Genomic DNA, 21496 nt, shown 5'->3' on the forward strand with positions numbered 1-21496 from the left:
GGGTCTAAGCCGAAACAAGCAACGACTGCCCGGTCATTTCGGGCGGACGCGGCAGGCCCAGCAGGGCGAGCAGGGTCGGCGCGACATCGGCCAGCCGTCCGTCGGTCAGTCCCGTGACCCCGGCGGGCGGGGCGACCAGCACCACCGGCACCGGCCCGGTGGTGTGGGCGGTGTGGGGCTGGCCGGTGACGGGGTCTTTCATCTGCTCGGCATTGCCATGATCGGCGGTGACCAGAAGAACACCGCCAGCAGCCTCGATCGCGCGTTCCAGCCGCCCCAGGCAGACATCGACCGCTTCGACCGCATGAATTGCGGCGTCGAGGAAGCCGGTATGCCCGACCATGTCGCCATTGGCGAAATTCATCACGATCAGATCGAAGCGGCCGCTGCCGATCGCTTCAACGGCGTTGTCGGCAACCCCGACGGCCGACATCTCGGGCTTCAGGTCATAGGTGGCGACCTTCGGGCTGGGCACCAGAATCCGTTCCTCGCCGGGGAAGACCAACTCGCGCCCGCCATTGAAGAAGAAGGTGACGTGAGCGTACTTCTCGGTCTCGGCCAGCCGCAACTGAGTCATCCCTGCCGCTGACACCACTTCGCCCAGGATGCCGGTCAGGGTCTCGGGCGGGAACAACGGGGTCAGGAAGGGGGTGAGGTCGGCCGAATATTCGACCATCCCCAGCCGGGCGGAAAAGGCCACCTGACGGGAGCGGGCAAAGCCGTCGAACGCCGGATCGACCAGGGTGGTCAAAATCTCGCGGGCGCGGTCAGAGCGGAAATTGCCCATCAGCAAGGCATCGCCGTCCTGCATCCCGCGATAGCCACCGATCACGGTGGGCAGGACGAATTCGTCGGTCTTGCCCGCCGCATACGAGGCGTCGATGGCCGCCAGCGCGTCCGGGGCAGTTTCGCCCTTGGCTTCGACCAGGGCGTTCCAGGCCAGGGTGACCCGTTCCCACCTCTTGTCGCGGTCCATCGCGTAATAGCGGCCCGACACCGTGGCGACGGTGACGTTCAATCCGGCGACGGCCGCCTGGAAGCGGGCGAGATAGTCCCGCGCGCTCGACGGCGGGGTATCGCGGCCATCAAGGAAGGCATGAACCGCGACGGGGACCCCGGCGGTGGCAACGGCGCGGGCCAGCGCTGCCAGATGATCCTGATGCGAATGGACGCCGCCCGGGCTCATCAAGCCCATCAGGTGGCAGGTGCCGCCCTTGGCCTTCAGCCCGGCGATCATCGCGGTCAGGGCCGGATTGGCGGCCAGCGAGCCATCGGCAACGGCGGCATCGATGCGGGGCAGTTCCTGCATCACCACCCGACCGGCCCCCAGATTCATGTGGCCGACCTCGGAATTACCCATCTGACCGGCGGGCAAGCCGACCTCCAGCCCCGAGCTTTGCAGCAGGGCGTGGGGATAGCGCTCAAGAAAGCGGGTCCAGTTGGGCAGGGTCGCCTGGGCGATGGCGTTGTCGGGTGTTTTTTCGCGCCAGCCCCAGCCGTCGAGGATGCACAGGACAACCGGGCGGGGACGATGCGTCGATGCGGATGACATGAAATTCAAGCCTATGGGACAGGACAGGAAAGAACAGCCGGAGACTATACGTAATCGTCGTCCGCCGCCAGTTCCAGGACCCGCATGCGTATCGTTACTATCCCTCGGCCCGGTCGACCATCGGGAAAAGCTGGTCGGCGATGACCCGCGCCGTTGCCGGGCGCAACGTGGGGTCACAGGCCAGCAACGCCGACAGGATCGCATCGTGCGTTTCATCCGCACCCAATCCGTTCCGTCGGGCCGAGGAACAGGCCTCGGAGATGATCTGAAACAAGCTTGTTTCCACGAACGCGGCTTTCCGTTAGGGCCTCTAACCTCAGCACTTAAACGCAATGATAGCAAAACCCATATCGCCGCGCCAGGGTGAAGGACGGGGCGGGGCAGACTCTCCCTTGGGCGGCTGGAGCGCGAAACGGCAAGGCGATGCGGCGGCTTGGGGGCGGGCGGCGGCTGTGCTACAACCCGGCCGCAACAAAGCCACAGCAGAGGAGAGGCTGCGATGCCGTCCTTCGACGTCGTTTCCAAGACCGATTTGGCCGAAATCGACAACGCCCTGGCCGGGGTCACCCGTGAGATCGCCCAGCGTTTCGATTTCAAAGGCGCGAAATGCTCGGTCGAGCGCAAAGACAAGACCATCACCGTGCTCGCCGACGATGATCCCAAGTTGAAGCAGATGCACGAATTGCTGAAGGTCTACTTCACCCGCCGCAATGTCGATCCCAAGGTGATGGAGTTCAAGACGGTCGAAAAGGCCTCGGGCAACACCGTCCGCCAGCAGATCGACATCAAGGAAGGGATCGACAAGGACCTCGCCAAGCTGCTGGTCAAGGCGATCAAGGACAGCAAGATCAAGGTCCAGGCCGCGATCCAGGGTGAAGAACTGCGCATCACCGGCAAGAAGCGCGACGAGTTGCAGGAAACCATCGCCCTGCTGCGCAAGGTCGAGTCCGACCGTCCGCTTCAGTACGTCAATTTCCGCGACTGATACCGCGATTCATTGATCCCCTCTGCCTAAGCGTGCCCTCCGGGCACTTGGCCGCAAGAACATCGTGCGTCAGGTTTGACGCACGATGTTCTAATGCCCCGTCAGATCAAGCGAACGGTCGATCGCCGAGCGCAGCCGGGACGAGTCCGGCCCGGTGACGCTGGAAAACCAGTCGATCAACTGCCCGTCGCGTCCGATCAGAATCTTGTGGAAGTTCCAGCGCGGCACCCCCAGCGGGCCGGTGCGCTCGGCCGCCCAGCGATAGAACGGATGCGCGTTCGATCCCGACACGGTCTGTTTTGACAGCAGCGGGAAATCGACCCCGTAATTGATTTCGCAGAACGAGGCGACCTCGGCATCATTGCCGGGTTCCTGGCTGCCGAAATCGTTCGAGGGAACGCCCAGCACGACCAGCCCCCGATCGCGGAACTCGCGCCACAGCGCCTCCAGCCCGGCATATTGCGGGGTGAAGCCGCATTTCGAGGCAGTGTTGACGACCAGAACCACCTTGCCGGTCAGGGTGGCGGGATCGATCGTGCCGCCATCGATCGCGGGCAGCGGCAACGCCCCCCACTCGATCCGCGAGGGCGCAGGGGCCTCGTTGGCCGAGGCGTGCCCGGCCAGTCCCACGGCAGCAGCGGCGGCGGCAAGAACGGTCTTGATCGAGTCACGTATCATGAAGGGCCCTCCTTGATCGATTGTGCTTATACCAAGCTGCTCTTGATGCAGCTTGGTCTTGGGCCCAAGGGGCCGCGCCCGGCGAATGAGGGGCGGCGCGGATCGGGCCCGATCCGTGCGGCATGACATTACGTTGGGGTGACGCGGCCCCGCCGCAAGAGGGGGTGGTCCGGGCAGACAGCCATCGCGAAGCGCGCTAGACTTGGCGGTACGCCTGCGATCCCGCGTCCGGGCAGAGCCTCAATCACCTGTCCCGATCCCCCGCAGCCCCGGAGTTTCCGCGATGACCATCGATTCCTTTTCGCCCGCTCTGCCCCGCGTCGCCCTGGTCACCGGCGCGGCGCGGCGGATCGGCCGGGCGATCGCCTTCGATCTGGCCCGCGCCGGGTTTGCCGTCGCGGTGCATCATTCCCGCTCGGGTCCCGAGGCCGAGGCGGTGGTCGCCGCGATCGTGGCCCAGGGGGGAGGGCGATGGCGATTGCCGCCGACCTTGCCCGCGAGGACGAGGTGGCGGGCCTGCTCGACCGTGTCGCGGCGGAATTGGGGCCGGTGGGGGTGCTGGTCAACAATGCCTCGACCTTCGAACGGGATGGGGCGCTGGACGCCACGCGCGCGAGCTGGGACTTTCATATGGAGGTCAATCTGCGCGCCCCCTTCGTGCTGACCCAGGCGCTGGCCCGTCATCTGCCAGCGGCGGCCGAGGCGGTGGTGGTCAATCTGATCGATCAGCGGGTCTGGAACCTGACTCCTCATTTCACCACCTACACCCTCAGCAAAGCCGGTCTGTGGACCCTGACCCAGACCCTGGCGCTGGCATTGGCACCGCGAATCCGCGTCGTGGCGATCGGTCCCGGCCCGGCGCTGCCGTCGGTGCGGCAAAGCGCCGAGTCTTTTGCCGTCCAGGCCTCGTCGCTGCCGCTCAATCGCGGCACCGGACCAGACGAAATTTGCGCAACCTTGCGCTTCTTGCTGTCGACTCCGTCGATCACCGGCCAGATGATCGCCCTGGATGGCGGTCAGCATCTCGGCTGGGGTGTCAGCGGTGACAGTTTCGAAGAGTGATCTCGGTCACGCGGCGCGAGTACTTGTGCACAGGACCGAGTCCGCAAGCAGAGTGACACAAAGTCGCCGCATTTCTTGAAAACTCAACAATTCGCCCGCCCGCGTTTCTCGCCGAATCGTGCTAAGCATATGAAAAATAATGATATGTCTCGCATGCTCACGAATCGGGCAAACCGAAGAATCCAAGGGACTCCCTGGGCTGGCGTCTTTCATTCCGAGGTTTCCAACAGACTTATCCACAGAGTCCGTGGATATTTCCGTTGGTGGGGCAAAAAGCCACAATCGATCAAGGGTCTATCCGATGCGTGTCCGTTGCGGCGACCGGCGACGGGCGCGACGGCGCGGGGCGGATCGAACCAACCGGTAAGTTGTGCACACCGTCGATTCCGGGCGAAATCTTGCGCCGGGGCGGGAGGGCGGTAGGATAAATCCGGTCAAATCCGGATCGGATACGGGAAATTTTGCGCTAAAGCCTTGGAAAACATGGATTTCGGATTTGTGCATAAAAACAGGCAGAGGCCAGAACCCTAGGGACTCCCTCGCTGCCCCCAGCCTCCCCACAACTTTCCAACATACTTATCCACAGAGTTCGTGGATAGTCTGGGCGGAGAGGGGGGCCGGGCCTGTTGTCGCCCGGCGAGGAGCGGGGGAGGGACCGGTTCCCGACTCCCCCGAATTGGGACGCGGACTCGGCCGCCCCAGCAGCGTCCGCCCCGGCTCCGCAGAGTTGTGCACAGGATCGGGTCAGCGTGTGCGTGGTCATCAAATCGCCGTATTTCCGCGAAAAACCAAGGCTTAGCGGATCGCTGAAAAACTAATGTATTGAATTTAAATGCTTTCGCAGTGATGCACAGAAAACAGGCAAACAGGCAAACTCCAGGAAGTCTCTCGGTGCCCCCAGTCGATCCCGAACTTTCCAACAAACTTATCCACATGAATCGTGGATATCCTGAACCGCAAGAGGAAAAGGTGGTCCCATACCAAAGCGGTAGCGACGATGCGGCGGACCCCGGCCCGGACGAGGCCGAGCCGACCCAATCGGCGCGTCCGCTTGCGGCCGGAGTGGCGGTGATCCAGGCGTTTCTCGCCACCTTGGGCGATAGCCCCGGGGTGTACCGGATGCTGAACGGGCGCGGCGACGTGCTGTATGTCGGCAAGGCCAAGAATCTGAAGAAGCGGGTGGTGGCCTATACCAAGCCGGACCGGCAGGCCCTGCGGATTCAGCGGATGATCGCCGAGACCGCCACGATGGAGGTGGTGACTACCCGCACCGAGGTCGAGGCGCTGTTGCTGGAAAGCACCCTGATCAAGTCGCTGGGGCCGCGCTATAATATCCTGCTGAAGGACGACAAGACCTTCCCCCATATCCTGATCACCGCCGACCATGACTGGCCGCAGGTGGTCAAACATCGCGGTGCCCGCACCCGGGCGGGGGAATATTTCGGTCCGTTCGCCTCGGCCGGGTCGGTCAATCAGGCCCTGGCCGCGCTGCAACGCGCCTTTCTGCTGCGCTCCTGCACCGATTCGGTGTTTGCCGCCCGCACCCGTCCCTGTCTGCTGTTTCAGATCAAGCGGTGCAGCGCGCCGTGCGCCGACCGCATCAGCCCCGAGGCCTATCGCGAGCTGGTCGATGGGGCGCGGGCCTTCCTGTCCGGGCAAAGCCAGAAAATCCGCCACGATCTGACCGCGCGGATGGAAACAGCCAGCGAAGCGCTGGAATTCGAAGAGGCGGCGCTGTACCGCGACCGGCTGCGGGCGCTGGCCCGGGTCCAGGCCAGCCCGGAAAGCGGAGCCGAGGGCTTGGAGAACGCCGACGTCGTCGCGCTGCATCAGGCGGGCGGGGCCAGCTCGGTTCAGGTGTTCTTTTTCCGCGCCGGGTGTCATTGCGGCAACCGGGCTTATTTCCCCAGTCACAGCCGCGATGCCGAGGCACCCGAGGTGATGGCCGCCTTTTTGGGCCAGTTCTACGCCGACCGGCCGCCGCCGCCGGACATTCTGCTCAACATCGCGCCCGCCGAGGCGGGGATCGTCGCCGAGGCGCTGAGCGAGAAGGCAAAGCACAAGGTCACCCTGCTGCTGCCCAAGCGAGGCGATCGCAAGCGGCTGATCGATCACGCCACCGACAATGCCCGCGACGCCCTGGCGCGGCGGCTGGCCGAAAGCGGGGCGTGGCGTCAGTTGCTCGACGGCGTTGCCACCGCGCTGGGGCTGGACGCTCCCCCGCAGCGGATCGAGGTTTACGATAACAGCCACATCCAGGGCAGCGACGCGGTGGGCGCGATGATCGTTGCCGGGCCGGAGGGGCTGCTGAAATCGGCGTGGCGCAAATTCAATATCCGCTCGACCACTCTGACGCCGGGCGATGATTTCGGGATGATGCGCGAGGTACTGACCCGTCGTTTGTCCCGCGCCCAGAAGGAAGACCCCGACCGCGAACGCGGACACTGGCCCGATCTGATCCTGGTCGATGGCGGCCAGGGCCAATTGACCAGCGCGCTGGCGGTGCTGGAAGAATTGGGGATCGACGATCTGGCCATCGTCGGTATCGCCAAGGGTCCCGACCGCGACGCCGGGCGCGAACGCTTCTTCATTCCCGGCCGCGAGCCGTTCATGCTGCCGCTGCGCGATCCGGTGCTGTATTTCCTTCAGCGCCTGCGCGACGAGGCTCACCGCTTCGCCATCGGCACCCACCGCGCCCGCCGCTCCCAGGGGCTGGTGCGCTCGACGCTGGACGAGGTGACGGGAATCGGGGCACGACGCAAGAAGGCGTTGCTGACCCATTTTGGCTCGGCCCGCGCCGTCGCCGAGGCCGCTTTGTCGGAACTGGAGGCGGTCGAGGGAATCAGCCGGACGATGGCGAAGAAACTGCACGACCATTTTCATCCCGAAGAGAGGGAAATTCGCCCGGAATAACTGCTGTCGGGATCGTGACAGGGTGATGAATCCAGTCTAGTATCGCCGCGCCGCGCCCCGGCCCGGGGGGCGCCTGACGGACATGAGCGATGGTGACCAGCCTTCCCAATCTTTTGACATTGTCGCGTATCGTGGTGATTCCGGTGATGGTCGCCCTGTTCTATGTCGACGGCCCGACCGCCCGCTGGGGGGCCTGTGCCCTGTTCATCGCGGCCGCGATCACCGACTGGTTCGACGGATATGTCGCCCGGTCGCGCAATCAGGTCTCGACCTTCGGCCGCTTTCTCGACCCGATTGCCGACAAGCTGCTGGTTGTCTCGGTGCTGTTCATGCTGGTGGCGTTCAACCGCGTCAGTCAGTTGTCGATCCTGTCGGCGCTGGTGATCGTGCTGCGCGAGATCATGGTGTCGGGCCTGCGCGAATTCCTGGCCGAGGTCCGGGTCGGTCTGCCGGTCAGCCGACTGGCGAAATGGAAGACCGGGATTCAGATGGTGGCGATCCCGGTGTTGCTGGTCGGCGATGCGTTGACGATCCTGCCGACCCGGGAGATCGGCGAGGTCGGCCTGTCGGTCGCGGCGGCGCTGACCCTGATCACCGGCTGGGATTATCTCCGCTCGGGCTGGCACCACATCCGGGCCAACCCGGTTCCGGTCGATCCGGCATCGCCCCACGACTGAGCGCGACCGTCAGACGGCCTTTTTCGCCCTTGCCGCGCGGGCTGCTCTCGTTGCATGCTCGGGGCCGTTCTCGGCCCTGGTCCTGTCCGGGGCTTTCGGTTTGCCAACAGGCCGCACGGCCCTTCGTGCGGCGGAATGAAGGCGCGACATGATTAGATACAGATACGCGGTTCGCTTCGCCGTTCCGGTCGCTTTTCTTGCCGGCCTGCTGCTGTCCGCCTGCGAAAATTCCCAAGCGGTTTATCCGACCCGTGACAAAGGGGACAGCGCGCCGCGCATGTCCAACGAGAAGCAGGAAACCATTTTCGGGCCGGAAGGCTTGTTCGGCAAAAGCAAGCCCGACAATGCCGGATCGGGAATCGGCGTCAATGCCTTCCTGTGGCGGGCGTCGCTTGACACCATCTCGTTCATGCCGATCACCACCGCCGACGCCTTTGGCGGGACGATCTTCACCGATTGGTATCAGCTCCCCGAGACGCCGAACGAGCGTTACAAGGTCAACGTCTTCATCCTGGACCGCACTTTGCGGTCGGACGGGGTCAAGGTGTCGCTGTTCAAGCAGACCCGCGACCTGACCGGCAGCTGGGTCGATGCCCGCGTCGATCCCAAGATGGCGACCGATCTTGAAAACTCGATCCTGACCCGGGCGCGCCAGCTTCGCCTCGTCTCGCAGGACTGACCGACCCTACTTTTAGCCGCTAACCGGAAAGACAGACGACGAAATGTCGCGCCCTGATTCTCTTATTGCCGATCGCTATAACGTCAAGGACACCGAAGCCCGGTGGCAGAAGGTCTGGGAAGACCGCGGCTGCTTCATCGCGCGTGAGGAATCCGACCGCCCGAAATATTATGTGCTGGAGATGTTTCCCTATCCGTCGGGGCGCATCCACATGGGCCATGTCCGCAATTACACGTTGGGCGACGTCGTTGCCCGCTACAAGCGGGCGCGCGGCCACAATGTGCTGCATCCGATGGGGTGGGACGCTTTTGGCCTTCCGGCGGAGAACGCGGCGATCCAGCACGGGGTCCATCCGGCGAAATGGACCCGCGAGAATATCGCGGCGATGCGCGAGCAGTTGAAGTCGATGGGTCTGTCCTACGATTGGGGCCGCGAGGTCGCCACCTGCGAGCCGGACTATTACCGCCACGAACAGAAGATGTTCCTGGATTTCCTCAAGGCCGGGCTGGTCTATCGCAAGGAATCCTGGGTCAATTGGGACCCGGTCGAGAACACCGTTCTCGCCAACGAGCAGGTGATCGACGGGCGCGGCTGGCGCTCGGGCGCGCTGGTCGAAAAACGGCTACTGTCGCAATGGTTCCTGAAGATCACCGCCTTTGCCCAGGATCTGCTCGACAGCCTGAAGACGCTGGATCGCTGGCCCGAGCGGGTGCGGCTGATGCAGGAGAACTGGATCGGCCGGTCCGAAGGGGCGCGGCTGCTGTTCCAGGTCGAAGGCCGCGCCACCGGGCTGGAGATTTTCACCACCCGTCCCGATACCCTGTTCGGGGCCCGTTTCGTCGCCATCGCCGCCAACCATCCGCTGGCCGCCGAACTGGCGGTGGGCAATCCGGCGCTGGCCGAGTTCATCGCCGAATGCAACCGGATGGGCACCTCCGAGGCGGCGATCGAAACGGCGGAGAAGAAGGGCTTCGATACCGGGCTGAAGGCGGTGCATCCGTTCGATCCGTCGCGGACCCTGCCGATCCATGTCGCCAATTTCGTGCTGATGGATTATGGCACCGGGGCGATCTTCGGTTGCCCGGCGCATGACCAGCGCGATCTCGATTTCGCCAACAAATACGGGCTGGGCTATACCCAAGTGGTCGAACCGGCCGCCGACCGCGAGGCGGTGGCCGCCCAGATCGCCGCCGGAACCGCCTATACCGGCGACGGTGCCTTGATCAATTCCGGTTTCCTCGACGGTCTCGCCGTCGAAGCGGCCAAGGCCGCCGCGATCGACCGGATCGAGGCCGAGGGATTGGGGGCACGTACCGTCAATTTCCGTCTGCGTGATTGGGGCGTGTCGCGGCAGCGTTATTGGGGCTGCCCGATCCCGATCATCCATTGCGAGTGCTGTGGCGCGGTGCCGGTGCCGGAATCCGAACTGCCGGTGCAATTGCCCGAGGATGTCCGCTTTGACATTCCCGGTAATCCGCTGGCCCATCACCCGACCTGGAAGGATGTCGCCTGCCCGGTCTGTGGCAAGCCCGCCCGGCGCGAGACCGACACGTTCGATACCTTCTTCGAATCCTCGTGGTACTTCGCCCGCTATACCTCGCCCACCAGCACCACGGTCGGCTTTGACCGCGCCGCCGCCGATTACTGGATGCCGGTCGATCAATATATCGGCGGGATCGAGCATGCGGTGCTGCACCTGCTCTATTCGCGCTTCTTCACCCGGGCGCTGCGCCAGTGCGGCTATCTGAACGTCGCCGAGCCGTTCGCCGGTCTGCTGACCCAGGGGATGATCTGCCACGAGACCTATAAGGACGAGGCCGGGGCCTGGCTGTTCCCGACCGATGTCACCGACGGTCCCGATGGCCGCCCGGTCCATGCCGAAACCGGCCAGCCGGTGACGGTCGGCCGTTCGGAGAAGATGAGCAAGTCGAAGAAGAACGTCGTCGATCCCGCCGGGATCATCGACGGTTACGGGGCCGATACCGCCCGGCTGTTCATGTTGTCGGACAGCCCGCCCGACCGCGATCTCGACTGGACCGAAGCCGGGATCGACGGGGCTTGGCGCTACGTCAACCGCCTGTGGCGGATGGCGGTGACCGCCGATCTGCCCGCGATCGATGCTCCGATGCCGGAATTGGGCGCCGAAGCAGCCAAGCTTCGCCGTCTTGTTCACAAGACCATTGCCGTGGTCGGCGATGATCTCGACCGCTTCCAGTTCAACAAGGCGGTGGCGCATATCCGCGAGATGACCAACGCGCTGGGTGAATTGGGGGCTCCCGCCGTCGAGAGCGATGCCGCCTGGGTCCTGCGCGAGGGTCTGGAGGCCGCCGCCCGTCTGATCGGGCCGATGATGCCGCATCTGGGCGAGGAAATGTGGGCGGCCCTGGGTCGTGACAGCCTGATCGCCGAGACGGCGTGGCCCGAGGCCGATCCCGCTTTGCTGGTCGAAGACAGTGTGACCGTTGCGGTCCAGGTCAACGGCAAGCTGCGCGCCACGATCGAACTGCCCAAGAACGCCGATCCGGCGCTGGCCGAGCGCACCGCGCTCGACCAGCCGCAGGTGATTGTCGTCCTGGCGGGCAAGCCGCCGCGCAAAGTGGTGGTCGTGCCCAACAGGATCGTCAATGTTGTGGCCTAGACTCCTGCTGGTCGCCGTGCTGGCGGGGCTTGGCCCCGTCGGCTGCGGCTTCCGTGCGATTCATGCCACGGCGGGCAGCTCCGCCGCCGACAGTCCGGTTGGGGCGGATATGGCCCGTGTTCGGATCGAGCCGATCAACAACCGGGTCGGCCAGCAGGTCCGTAACGCCCTGGTCGAGCGGCTCAGTCCGCGCGGGGAACCGGCCGATCCGCTCTATATGCTGCGGATCGAATTGGCCGAAACGACCTCCGATGTCGGTTATCGCAAGGACGGCTATGCCACGCTGGGCAATCTGACCCTGACCGCGACGATCCGGTTACAGCGCGACGGGATATACCTGCTGAACGAGTCCGCCAGTACGGTGGCCAGCTTCGATTATCTTGGCCCGCGCTATGCCAGTGTGGTGATGGAACGCGATGCCCGCGAACGGGCGGCAACTCAGATCGCCGACGATATTCGCGGCCGGGTCGCCGCCGCGATCGAGCGGTATCTGGCCAATCCCAACGATCCCCGCTTCCGTCGCCGAAATAAGGGATGGTCGCCCGGGGATGACCTCTTGCCGTCTACCCAGCCGTGAAGATTGCGGCGGCGCGGATCGAGGCCTTCCTGCGCCAGCCCGATCCGCAGATTCGCGCCGTTTTGGTCTATGGACCCGACCAGGGGCTGGTGCGCGAACGGGTTGAACGGCTGATGCGCGGGGTGGTCGCGGATTTGTCCGATCCGTTCCGCGTTGCCGAACTCCGCGCCGCTCAGTTGAAGGAAAGCCCGGCCGCGCTGGCCGACGAAGCCGCCGCGATTGCGATGGGGGGCGGACGACGGGTGGTGGTGCTGCGCGATGCCGCCGACGGCCAAAGCGCGTCGCTGGCTTCGTTCCTGGCCAATCCGCGCGGCGATTCGCTGGTGGTGGTCGAGGCGGGAGAGTTGGGGCCGCGCTCGTCGTTGCGCAAGCTGGTCGAAGGCGCCGACAATGCCGCCGTCCTGGCCTGCTATGGCGACGAGGCGGGGACGCTGGAAACGGTGATCGTTGCCGAATTAAAGGCGTCCGGGCTGATGGCCGAGCCGGACGCGATGGCCTATCTGGTCGAACATCTCGGCGGCGACCGCCGTCTGACCCGCTCGGAACTGACCAAGCTGGCGCTGTATATGGGCGGACCGGGCCGGGTCAAGCTTGAGGATGCGGTGGCTTGTGTCGGCGACAGTGCCGCGCGCGGGCTGGACGATCTGGCGCTGTCAACCGCCGACGGCGACCATATCGGGGCGCAGCGGGTGCTCGACAAGCTGTTGAACGAAGGGGCGCAGCCGGTCGCGATGTTGCGCTCGGTGTCGCGGCATTTCATCCGTCTTCACCTCGTCGCCGGGCTGATCGCCCAGGGCAAGTCGGTCGATCAGGCGATGGGGGCGTTGAAGCCGCCGGTAATCTTTAAAATGGCCGACCGCTTTCGCCGTCAGGTATCGCGCTGGCCGGTCGATCGGCTGGGCCGCGCGCTGGAATTGCTGACCGAGGCCGAACTCGATTGCAAGACCACCGGCCTTCCCGCGCCCGAGATCACCGCCCGCGCCCTGATGATGATCGCCCGCGCTGCCTCGCGGCGCTGAACCGGCGATTCCCGTCTCCGTATCTTTGCCCAATCGCTGGGCGGCGATTGACGGAGGGGGCGGGCGACACTAGATTTTCGCGACAGAGCAGGAAGGTCACCAGGACGGATGGTACGCGGCACCGCGCCAGTCATCACCGAGCTTAACGAGCGCTCGCGGGAAATTTTCCGCCGGGTGGTCGAGTCCTATGTCGAAACCGGCGAGCCGGTGGGATCGCGCACCCTGTCGCGCCTGCCCAACCTGTCGCTGTCGGCGGCGACGATCCGCAACGTGATGGCCGATCTCGAAGAATGCGGCCTGCTCTACGCGCCCCACACCTCGGCGGGACGGTTGCCGACCCAGGCGGGGATGCGGCTGTTCGTCAATGGCCTGCTGGAAGTTGGCCGGATCGCCGATGACGAGCGCACCCATATCGATCTGCAATGTCGGGCCTCGGGCCGCAGCGTCGAGCAATTGCTGTCCGAGGCGTTGACGACTCTGTCGGGTTTGTCGCGCTGCGCCGGAATGGTGGTGGCACCGCGGATTCAGCGCTCGCTGAAGCATGTCGAGTTCGTCTGGCTGGGGCCGCGCCGCGCCCTGGTGGTGCTGGTCACCGAAGACGGGATGGTCGAGAACCGCATTCTCGATTTGCCCGAGGGGGTTGACCGCTCGACCCTGGTCGAAGCCGGAAACTACCTGACCGCACGCTTGTCCGGCCGCTCGCTCGACGCGATGCGCGAAGAGATCACCGCCGAACTGGAGCAGCAGCGGACCACGCTGGATTCGCTGACCCGCCGCGTCATCGAAGCCGGTCTGGCTACCTGGGCCGGGGGCGAAAGCCCGGCGCCGCTGATCGTGCGCGGCCAATCGCATCTGCTGGAAGACGTTACCGCCGTCGAGGATCTGGAACGGATCCGCGCTCTGTTCGAGGCGCTGGAAACCTCGGAACAGTTTCTGCGGCTGGTCGATTTGACCCGCGAGGCCGACGGCGTTCAGATTTTCATCGGGGCGGAAAACGAGCTGTTCGGAGTTACCGGCTGCTCGATGATCGTTGCCCCCTATCGCGATTCGCGTGAATGCATCGTGGGCGCCATCGGCGTGATCGGCCCCCAACGCATCAATTACGCCCGGATCATCCCCATGGTCGATTACACCGCAAAGGTGATCGGCCGCCTTATCGGACAACCTTGAGGATCGAGGACAGAGCATGACCCAGGACCAGACCAGCGAACAGCCGGTGGACACCAGCCCGGTTGACGTAGCCGAAGCGGCTCCGGCCGAGGCCCCGGTCGCCGAGGCCGCTGAGCCGGCCCCCACCGATCGAATCGCCGAACTCGAAGCCCAGGTGGCGAAGCTGAAGAACGATGTTCTGTACGCCCGCGCCGACACCGAGAACGTCCGCCGTCGCCTGGAACAGCAGGCCGAGGATCGCGGCAAGTACGCGGTGTCGACTCTGGCTAAGGACGTGCTGTCGGTCGCCGACAATCTCCGCCGCGCTCTCGATGCCGTGCCCGCCGGTGCGCGTGAGGCCGACGAGGCGGTCAATTCCCTGACCGTCGGCGTCGAGATGACCGAGCGCGAACTGATCGCCACCTTCGAGCGGTACGGCATCCGCCGCGTTCCGGCGATGGGCGAGCGGTTCGATCCCAACCTGCATCAGGCGATGATGGAGATCGAGGACGCGACCAAGCTGGAAGGGACCGTGGTGGTGGAAATGCAGTCGGGTTACACCCTGCATGACCGCCTGCTGCGCCCGGCCCTGGTCGGCATCGCCAAGGGCGGCCCGAAGTCGGGCGGCGGCAATCTCGACACCTCGGCCTAGGCTGACGTCGCATTATACCGGCGGTGACCCGCCGTATTGCCCCTCGCCGGGCGCGGGCATCCGCCCGCTTGGCCGCCGCCTCAATGGCGGCCAGATACCGGCCAACAGGTCGAAACATAGGTTGGCCGGTATTTAGAGACGGAAAAGCCCCCCTCCGATCAGAGGGGGGCTTTTTTTCGGCCCTGATCGGGCGAGAGAAAACTTCCGCTTCGCGGCCGGGCGACCGCCCAGACCCGTTCGGAGGCACATGCCTCCGAACCGCCATTTTGTTTTATTTCTATCAGTTAAAAACCTGGAGGGTTCGGGGGCAAACGCCCCCGACCTCCGTTCGATCCTGGGTTACACCAGATCGGCCCCGACCGAGCGGCCGTTGATCAGCAACCCGCCCTCGGCCGCCGCGACGCGGACGGTGTCGCCGTCCTTGATCGCGCCTTCGAGGATCAGACCGGCCAGCGGGGTCTGCAAGGTGCGCTGGATCACCCGCTTCAGCGGCCGGGCCCCATAGACCGGGTCGTAGCCGCGCTCGGCCAGCCAGACCTGGGCGGTCGGGTCAAGGTCGAGGGTGACATGGCGGTCGGTCAGCAGCTTGCGCAGCCGGGCCAACTGGATATCGACGATTCCGGTCATGTCGGACCGGCCGAGGCGGCGGAACAGCAGGATTTCGTCGAGACGATTGAGGAATTCCGGCCGGAACGCGCTCCGAACGATCTCCATCACCGCGCCGCGCACCGCCTCGGTCTCCTGTCCCTCGTCCTGGTTGGCGAGGATGTCGGCACCGAGATTCGAGGTCAGCACGATCAGGGTGTTGCGGAAATCGACGACGCGGCCCTGGCCATCGGTCAGGCGGCCGTCGTCGAGTACCTGGAGCAGGACGTTGAACACATCGGGGTGGGCCTTTTCGATCTCGTCGAACAGGATCACCTGATAGGGCCGCCGCCGCACCGCTTCGGTCAGTGCGCCGCCTTCCTCATAGCCGACATAGCCCGGAGGCGCACCGATCAGGCGGGCGACCGAATGCTTTTCCATATATTCGGACATGTCGATCCGCAGCAGAGCGGATTCGTCGTCGAACAGGAACTCGGCAAGGGCCTTGGTCAGCTCGGTCTTGCCGACGCCGGTCGGGCCCAGGAACAGGAACGAGCCGATCGGACGCGACGGGTCCTGCAACCCGGCGCGCGCCCGGCGCACCGCGTCGGACACCGCCTTCAGCGCCTCGTCCTGGCCGACGACGCGGGTCTTCAGCCGGTCTTCCATCGCCAGCAACTTGTCGCGCTCGCCCGCCAGCATCTTCTCGACCGGAATGCCGGTCCAGCGCGATACCACCTGGGCGATATGTTCCTCGGTGACGGATTCGGTCACCATCCGCTTTCCCTCGTCCCCGCCTTCGAGTTGGCGCTCAAGCTGAGGGATCACCCCGAATTTCAACTCTCCGGCCCGGCCCCAATCGGCGGCGCGTTCGGCATTGGCGAGTTCGATCCGGGCTTCCTCCAGCCGTTCCTTGACCTTGGTCGAGGAGGCAAGCTGATCCTTTTCCGCCCGCCAGCGTTCGGTCAGATCAAACGATTGCTGTTCCAGCTTGGGCAGATCGTCCTCCAGCTTGACGAGGCGTTCGCGTGAGGCGATGTCGGTTTCCTTGCGTAGTGCCTCGCGCTCGATCTTCAACTGGATGATCCGGCGGTCGATCTCGTCGAGCGCCTCGGGCTTGGAATCGATCTGCATCCGCAGACGCGACCCAGCCTCATCGACCAGATCAATCGCCTTATCGGGCAGGAAGCGGTCGGTGATATAGCGGTTCGACAGCGTCGCCGCCGCGACCAGGGCGCTGTCGGCGATGCGGACGCCGTGATGCAGTTCGTACTTCTCTTTCAGTCCGCGCAGGATCGAGACGGTATCCTCGACCCCCGGCTCGGAGACGAACACCGGCTGGAACCTCCGGGCCAGGGCGGCGTCTTTTTCGACATGCTTGCGGTATTCGTTCAGCGTCGTCGCGCCGACGCAATGCAACTCGCCGCGCGCCAAGGCCGGTTTCAGCAGGTTCGAGGCATCCATCGAGCCTTCGGCCGCGCCCGCGCCGATCAGGGTGTGCATCTCGTCGATGAACAAGATCACCTCACCGTTGGAGGCGGTCATCTCGGCCAGCACCGCCTTCAGCCGTTCCTCGAACTCGCCACGGAACTTCGCGCCAGCCACCAGCGCGCCCAGATCCAGCGCCATCAGGCGCTTGTTCTTCAGCGCCTCGGGGACGTCGCCATTGACGATGCGGGTGGCAAGACCTTCGACGATCGCGGTCTTGCCGACGCCGGGTTCACCGATCAGCACCGGGTTGTTCTTGGTCCGGCGCGACAGCACCTGAATGGTACGGCGGATTTCCTCGTCGCGCCCGATCACCGGGTCAAGCTTGCCGTCGCGGGCCGCCTGGGTCAGGTCGCGGGCGTATTTCTTCAGGGCGTCATAGCCGTCTTCGGCGGCCGGGCTTTCGGCCTTGCGGCCCTTTCTGATCTGTTCGATCGCGTGGTTCAGCCCCTGCGGCGTGACCCCGGCCTCGGCCAGCACCTTCGCCGCCGGTGTTCCGGTCGCCAGGGCCAGGGCCAGCAACAGCCGCTCGGCGGTGACATAGCTGTCCCCGGCTTTTTCGGCCAGCTGGACCGCCTGATCGAGCAGCCGGGCCAGCTCGTTCGACAGGTGCATGCCCGCCCCGGAGCCGCCGACCTTGGGCAGCTTGGACAGCGCCTCCTCGATCCCGTTCAGCGCCTTGACCGGGTTGCCCCCGGCGGCGCGGATCAGGTTGGCGGCCAGGCCTTCCTTATCGGCCAGCAGAACCTGGGTGAGATGCTCGGGGGTGAGGAATTGGTGGTTGGACCGCAAGGCCAGCGTCTGCGCCGCCTGGATGAATCCCTTGCAGCGTTCGGTGAATTTTTCGAAATCCATGGATGCTCTCCGACTCGACCGGATATCCCCCCCCGGATCGGCGGCAGGGATTATCCTTCGCTTGACTGCAAAGATATGGAGGGTATTTCCGACCCTCGCAAGGCAGGGACAGTTACGCTCCCCGGCGCCCCTTCGGGCTTAACCTTGCGCTGCAATGAGGTCCATTCAATGCCGCTTGGTATTACCAGCGCATCTGACCGCCGATCGGTTTTGATTTCAGCGCCCCGCGGCGGGTGACCAGAACCCAATCGTTGAACTGCATGTAGCGCGGCGCGAGGAACTGATAGATATCGCGGATTTTATTGGTGTTTTCGTCGGAGCGGACGATGAACACCGTCTTCCAGATCTGGATAAAATCTTCCCACGGCAACAGGCGACAATGCAGGGCATCGCGGACCTGACGGATATAGCCGATCTGATTATCGATGTTTTTCAGCATCGATAGGATTTCACCGGTCTGGGCGTCGATCTGGTCGAAATAATCGCGGAACAGCTTGATCGCCCGCTGCGACAGGCGGGCGACCTGATCGACGGTTTCGATCATCGAGCGTTCGGCTCCATAGATGCGGCGCAATCCCTGAAGCTTTTCATCGATCCGCTCAACCTCGGCGAAGGTGTCGCGCAACGCTTCGATATAGGCCAGTTCACGGGCCAGGGTCTCGATATACTGGACCACCTCGTCGCGGCGCTCGCGCCCCAGTCCCAATTCCTCCGCCGCCTCGGTAAAGGCAAGCTGGACGTTCTTCTTAACCTGGGGGTCTTCGGCGACCTGGGCCAGTTCGGTGACGTTGCTGATGACGTTCTCGTTGCCGGTCAGCCAGGTGACCAACTGCATCGTCAGGCGCTGATAGGCGATGCGGCGGTGGCGGTCCTGCGGTTCCCACGAGGCTTCGCGCGAGGTGACTTCCTTGGGCAGGCGGTCGCCGGGGCGCAAGCCACGGACGAATTGCAATCCTTCGGCGACGCGGTCAAGCATCCGGAAGTCGCGGCTGTCCTCCTTCAACATGAACTCGCGTTTCAGCCCATCGAAGGAGAGGATCGCCTCGTTATTGGCGAGCTTTAGGACGGCGACAGGTTCACCGGAATCGGTCATCCGGAAATACAAATCTTCGAAAGACGTGAAAAATTTATGTTCGAAGCCGATATCGTCGTCACCGGATTCGGCGCTGCCATTCTTATCCGCCGCCATGTTCTTTCGCCCGACCATTATGCCTAAGCCGAAGGTAACCGATTCATTATGCCGAGACGGTCACTTCCGAACAAGTGTCCGGTCGTGACCAGACGTGTCGCATTGGTTTGACTCGGGTCCGGCCCCGCGATAGAAACTGAACCGTTCAGTACAATCGCTCCCCCCTTGTCTCTGGGTCGCCATGAAAAAGCCAGCCGCCATCGCTCTTGCCCTGATCGCCGTCACTGCGGGAAGTTGGGCTGCCTATCGCTGGGTCACCGAATGGCGCTGGATCGAGACGACCGATGACGCCTATGTCGAAGGCGACATCACCCCGATCCAGCCCAAGGTTCCCGGCCATATCGTCCAGCTTAATGTTGGGGACAACAGCCCGGTGGCCAAGGGCGACATCCTGATCCGGATCGACGACCGCGATTATCGCGCTCGCGTTGACGAGGCCCGCGCCGTTCTGGCGGCCAAACGGGCCAGTTTGGTTCAGCTCGATCAGAAGATCGCGGTGCAGGAATCGGTGATCGCCCAATCCGGTGCGTCGGTTGCCTCGGCGCGGGCCGAAGTCGCCCGGGCCAAGGCCGATCACGAACGCACCGCCCGGCTGGTGCGCGAGGATTTCGTCAGCCGCCAGCGCTTTGACCTGACCCAGGCCGACGCCGCCAAGGCCGAGGCCGGGTTGGCCGGATCGGGGGCGCAGGCCCAGGGAGCGCGCCGCCAGCTTGCCGTTCTGATCAGCGAACGCGCGATCGCCGAGGCCGAGGTCGAGAAGGCCCAGGCGACGTTGGATCTGGCCGAGATCGACCTTGAGGCAACGGTGATTCGCGCCCCCGCCGATGGGATGATAGGCAATCGCGCCGTGCGCGACGGTCAATATGTCCGCACCGGCCAGACCTTGCTGGCGGTGGTGCCGCTGGCGACGGTGTGGGTCGATGCCAATTATAAGGAAACCCAGTTGAGCCAGATCCGGCCGGGTCAAAAGGCGACGATTGCCGTCGATGCCTTTGGCGGGCGTGAGATCGAGGGGCGGGTCGACAGCTTTGCCCCGGCTTCGGGGGCGCGGTTCAGCCTGTTGCCGCCGGAAAATGCGACGGGCAATTTCACCAAGGTGGTGCAGCGGGTTCCGGTCCGCATCCATCTGGCCGAAGGAAATCCGCTGGCCGGTAAGCTGCGTCCCGGTCTGTCGGTGACCGCCCATATCGATACGCGCGAGCCGGGGCAGTGAGCTCGCCCGCCGCCGCCGACCTTCGCCCCGAAGACCGCGTCGTCTCGGTCCGCGACTGGATCGGCTTCATGGCGATGGTGGTGGGGATGTTCATGGCGATTCTGGATATCCAGATCGTCGCCAGTTCGATTGCCCAGATTCAGTCGGGCATCGCCGCCTCGGCCGACGAGGCGACCTGGGTCCAGACCTCGTACCTTGTCGCCGAAGTGGTGATGATCCCGCTGTCGGGGTGGCTGTCGCGGGTGTTCAGCACCCGCTGGCTGTTCTTCGTGTCGGCGGCGTCGTTTACCCTGGCCAGTGCGCTGTGCGCGATGTCGTGGAGCATCGAATCGATGATCGTGTTTCGCGCCCTCCAGGGATTCCTGGGCGGCGCGATGATTCCGACCGTCTTTACCACCTCGTTCACCCTGTTTCCGCCCAAGCGTCAGCCATCGGTGTCGGTGCTGATCGGGCTGGTGGCGACGATGGCGCCGACCCTGGGGCCGACCCTGGGCGGCTGGTTGACCGAAAGCACCAGCTGGCACTGGCTGTTCCTGGTCAATATCGTGCCGGGCGCACTGGTCGCCGTTACGGTTCTGCTGTTCGCCCGCCGCGAGCCGATGCGGCTTGATATGTTGAGAGGCTTTGACCTGACCGGAATCGTGCTGGTGGCGCTGTTCCTCGGCACGTTGCAATACGTGCTGGAAGAGGGCAACCGCAACGACTGGCTCAACGACCGCACGATATCGGTTTTGACGACGGTGACGGTTATCGCCGGGATCGGGTTTCTGTGGCGCGAACTGACCGCCCACCATCCGGTTGTCGATCTGCGCGCGTTTTCTGACAGCAACTTTGCCGTCGGCTGTTTCTACAGCTTTGTGATCGGCGTCGGTCTCTATGGCTCGGTTTACATCGTGCCGCTGTTCCTGGGGCAGGTGCGGGGCTATTCGGCGCTGGAGATCGGCATCGCGATGATGGTGACCGGCGCGTTCCAGTTCCTGTCGGCACCGCTGGCCGGGAATCTGATCCGCTTTCTCGATCCCCGGATGATGCTGGGGATCGGGCTGGCTCTGTTCGGTGGCGGATTGTGGCTGAACAGCGCCCTGACCTCGGATTGGGGCTATTGGGAGATGTTCCTGCCCCAGGCGGTGCGCGGGCTGTCGCTGATGTTCTGCTTCGTTCCGATCAACACGGTGGCGCTCGGCCATCTGCCGCCCGAGCGGGTGCCCAACGCCTCGGGCCTTTATAATCTGATGCGCAATCTGGGCGGCGCGGTCGGGCTGGCGGCGATCAATACCGCGCTGACCCACCGTATCGACCACCACATGCTGCGGCTGTCGGAACGGCTGACGGCGGCGCGGGGGAACGCGACCGCGATGGTCGAGAGCTTGACCAGCCGGTTCGATCCCACCCTGGGCAGCGGGGCCGATCTGGTGGCGCTGAAGACGCTGTGGCAACTGACTCGGCGCGAGGCGCTGACCCTGGCCTTTTCCGACGTCATGATGATGATGGCAGGGGTGTTCGCGATCAGCCTGTTGCTGTTGCCGCTGCTTCAGCCGGTTGCACGCGGTGGTGGCGGCGGCGGTGAACATTGAGAGACACGTAT

At 64.5% G+C, this 21496-nt stretch carries 16 protein-coding genes and 1 pseudogene; 12 read left to right on the plus strand and 5 right to left on the minus strand.

The annotated features are described in order from the left end of the window. Positions 1–4 precede the first annotated feature (4 nt). A complete protein-coding gene (gene gpmI / locus K678_RS01655; protein WP_021130719.1) occupies positions 5–1552 on the minus strand; it encodes a 2,3-bisphosphoglycerate-independent phosphoglycerate mutase in 1548 nt (515 codons plus the stop codon). Between the two features lie 97 nt (positions 1553–1649). After that, positions 1650–1826 (minus strand): hypothetical protein, encoded by a 177-nt coding sequence (locus K678_RS01660; protein ID WP_155804403.1) that lies wholly within the window; start codon positions 1824–1826, stop codon positions 1650–1652. Positions 1827–2051: 225 nt separating this feature from the next. On the opposite strand from K678_RS01660, the gene K678_RS01665 reads away from it, so the two are divergent. Then, positions 2052–2537 carry a YajQ family cyclic di-GMP-binding protein gene (locus K678_RS01665; protein ID WP_021130721.1) on the plus strand — a complete coding sequence of 162 codons (486 nt, stop codon included), beginning with the start codon at positions 2052–2054 and terminating at the stop codon, positions 2535–2537. A 90-nt stretch (positions 2538–2627) separates the two neighbouring features. Here K678_RS01665 and K678_RS01670 read toward each other — a convergent pair whose 3' ends face one another. Then, on the minus strand, positions 2628–3215 hold the full coding sequence (locus K678_RS01670; RefSeq protein WP_021130722.1) for a glutathione peroxidase: 588 nt from the start codon (positions 3213–3215) through the stop codon (positions 2628–2630). Between the two features lie 283 nt (positions 3216–3498). On the opposite strand from K678_RS01670, the pseudogene K678_RS01675 reads away from it, so the two are divergent. The 9 genes and pseudogenes from K678_RS01675 (at position 3499) to grpE (ending at position 14581) form a co-directional block, all read left to right on the plus strand. Beyond that, positions 3499–4277, plus strand: a pseudogene (locus K678_RS01675) (SDR family oxidoreductase). Between the two features lie 933 nt (positions 4278–5210). Continuing rightward, positions 5211–7190 carry an excinuclease ABC subunit UvrC gene (gene uvrC, locus K678_RS01680; protein ID WP_021130725.1) on the plus strand — a complete coding sequence of 660 codons (1980 nt, stop codon included), beginning with the start codon at positions 5211–5213 and terminating at the stop codon, positions 7188–7190. Positions 7191–7279: 89 nt separating this feature from the next. Next, a complete protein-coding gene (pgsA, locus tag K678_RS01685; RefSeq protein WP_021130726.1) occupies positions 7280–7867 on the plus strand; it encodes a CDP-diacylglycerol--glycerol-3-phosphate 3-phosphatidyltransferase in 588 nt (195 codons plus the stop codon). A gap of 148 nt (positions 7868–8015) precedes the next feature. Beyond that, positions 8016–8546 (plus strand): DUF3576 domain-containing protein, encoded by a 531-nt coding sequence (locus tag K678_RS01690; protein ID WP_021130727.1) that lies wholly within the window; start codon positions 8016–8018, stop codon positions 8544–8546. A 43-nt stretch (positions 8547–8589) separates the two neighbouring features. Next, positions 8590–11184, plus strand: coding sequence for a leucine--tRNA ligase (gene leuS, locus K678_RS01695; RefSeq protein WP_021130728.1), 2595 nt, complete (start codon positions 8590–8592; stop codon positions 11182–11184). After that, entirely contained in the window at positions 11171–11761 is a 591-nt protein-coding gene (gene lptE, locus K678_RS01700) for an LPS assembly lipoprotein LptE (protein ID WP_021130729.1), read from the plus strand. The genes leuS and lptE overlap by 14 nt, the downstream gene beginning before the upstream one ends. Next, positions 11758–12780: a DNA polymerase III subunit delta gene (gene holA, locus K678_RS01705; RefSeq protein ID WP_021130730.1), complete on the plus strand. Its 1023-nt coding sequence runs from the start codon at positions 11758–11760 to the stop codon at positions 12778–12780. Before lptE ends, holA begins: the two co-directional genes overlap by 4 nt. A 108-nt stretch (positions 12781–12888) precedes the next feature. Then, the gene (hrcA, locus tag K678_RS01710) at positions 12889–13950 is read left to right on the plus strand and encodes a heat-inducible transcriptional repressor HrcA (protein ID WP_021130731.1); all 1062 of its coding nucleotides are present in this window, start codon (positions 12889–12891) and stop codon (positions 13948–13950) included. A 16-nt stretch (positions 13951–13966) separates the two neighbouring features. Continuing rightward, positions 13967–14581 (plus strand): nucleotide exchange factor GrpE, encoded by a 615-nt coding sequence (gene grpE, locus K678_RS01715; protein ID WP_021130732.1) that lies wholly within the window; start codon positions 13967–13969, stop codon positions 14579–14581. A gap of 339 nt (positions 14582–14920) precedes the next feature. Here grpE and clpB read toward each other — a convergent pair whose 3' ends face one another. Both clpB and K678_RS01725 read right to left on the minus strand, forming a co-directional pair. Next, complete coding sequence (gene clpB, locus K678_RS01720) at positions 14921–17509, minus strand: ATP-dependent chaperone ClpB (protein ID WP_021130733.1); 2589 nt, start codon at positions 17507–17509, stop codon at positions 14921–14923. A gap of 181 nt (positions 17510–17690) precedes the next feature. Continuing rightward, on the minus strand, positions 17691–18698 hold the full coding sequence (locus tag K678_RS01725) for a hypothetical protein (protein WP_021130734.1): 1008 nt from the start codon (positions 18696–18698) through the stop codon (positions 17691–17693). A gap of 181 nt (positions 18699–18879) precedes the next feature. On the opposite strand from K678_RS01725, the gene K678_RS01730 reads away from it, so the two are divergent. Together K678_RS01730 and K678_RS01735 are read left to right on the plus strand one after the other, a co-directional pair. Further along, a complete protein-coding gene (locus K678_RS01730) occupies positions 18880–19911 on the plus strand; it encodes an HlyD family secretion protein (RefSeq protein ID WP_021130735.1) in 1032 nt (343 codons plus the stop codon). A gap of 68 nt (positions 19912–19979) precedes the next feature. Continuing rightward, complete coding sequence (locus tag K678_RS01735) at positions 19980–21485, plus strand: DHA2 family efflux MFS transporter permease subunit (RefSeq protein ID WP_414532522.1); 1506 nt, start codon at positions 19980–19982, stop codon at positions 21483–21485. Positions 21486–21496: the final 11 nt, after the last annotated feature.

This window comes from Magnetospirillum fulvum MGU-K5, assembly GCF_000442515.1.
Lineage (GTDB): Bacteria > Pseudomonadota > Alphaproteobacteria > Rhodospirillales > Magnetospirillaceae > Phaeospirillum > Phaeospirillum fulvum_B.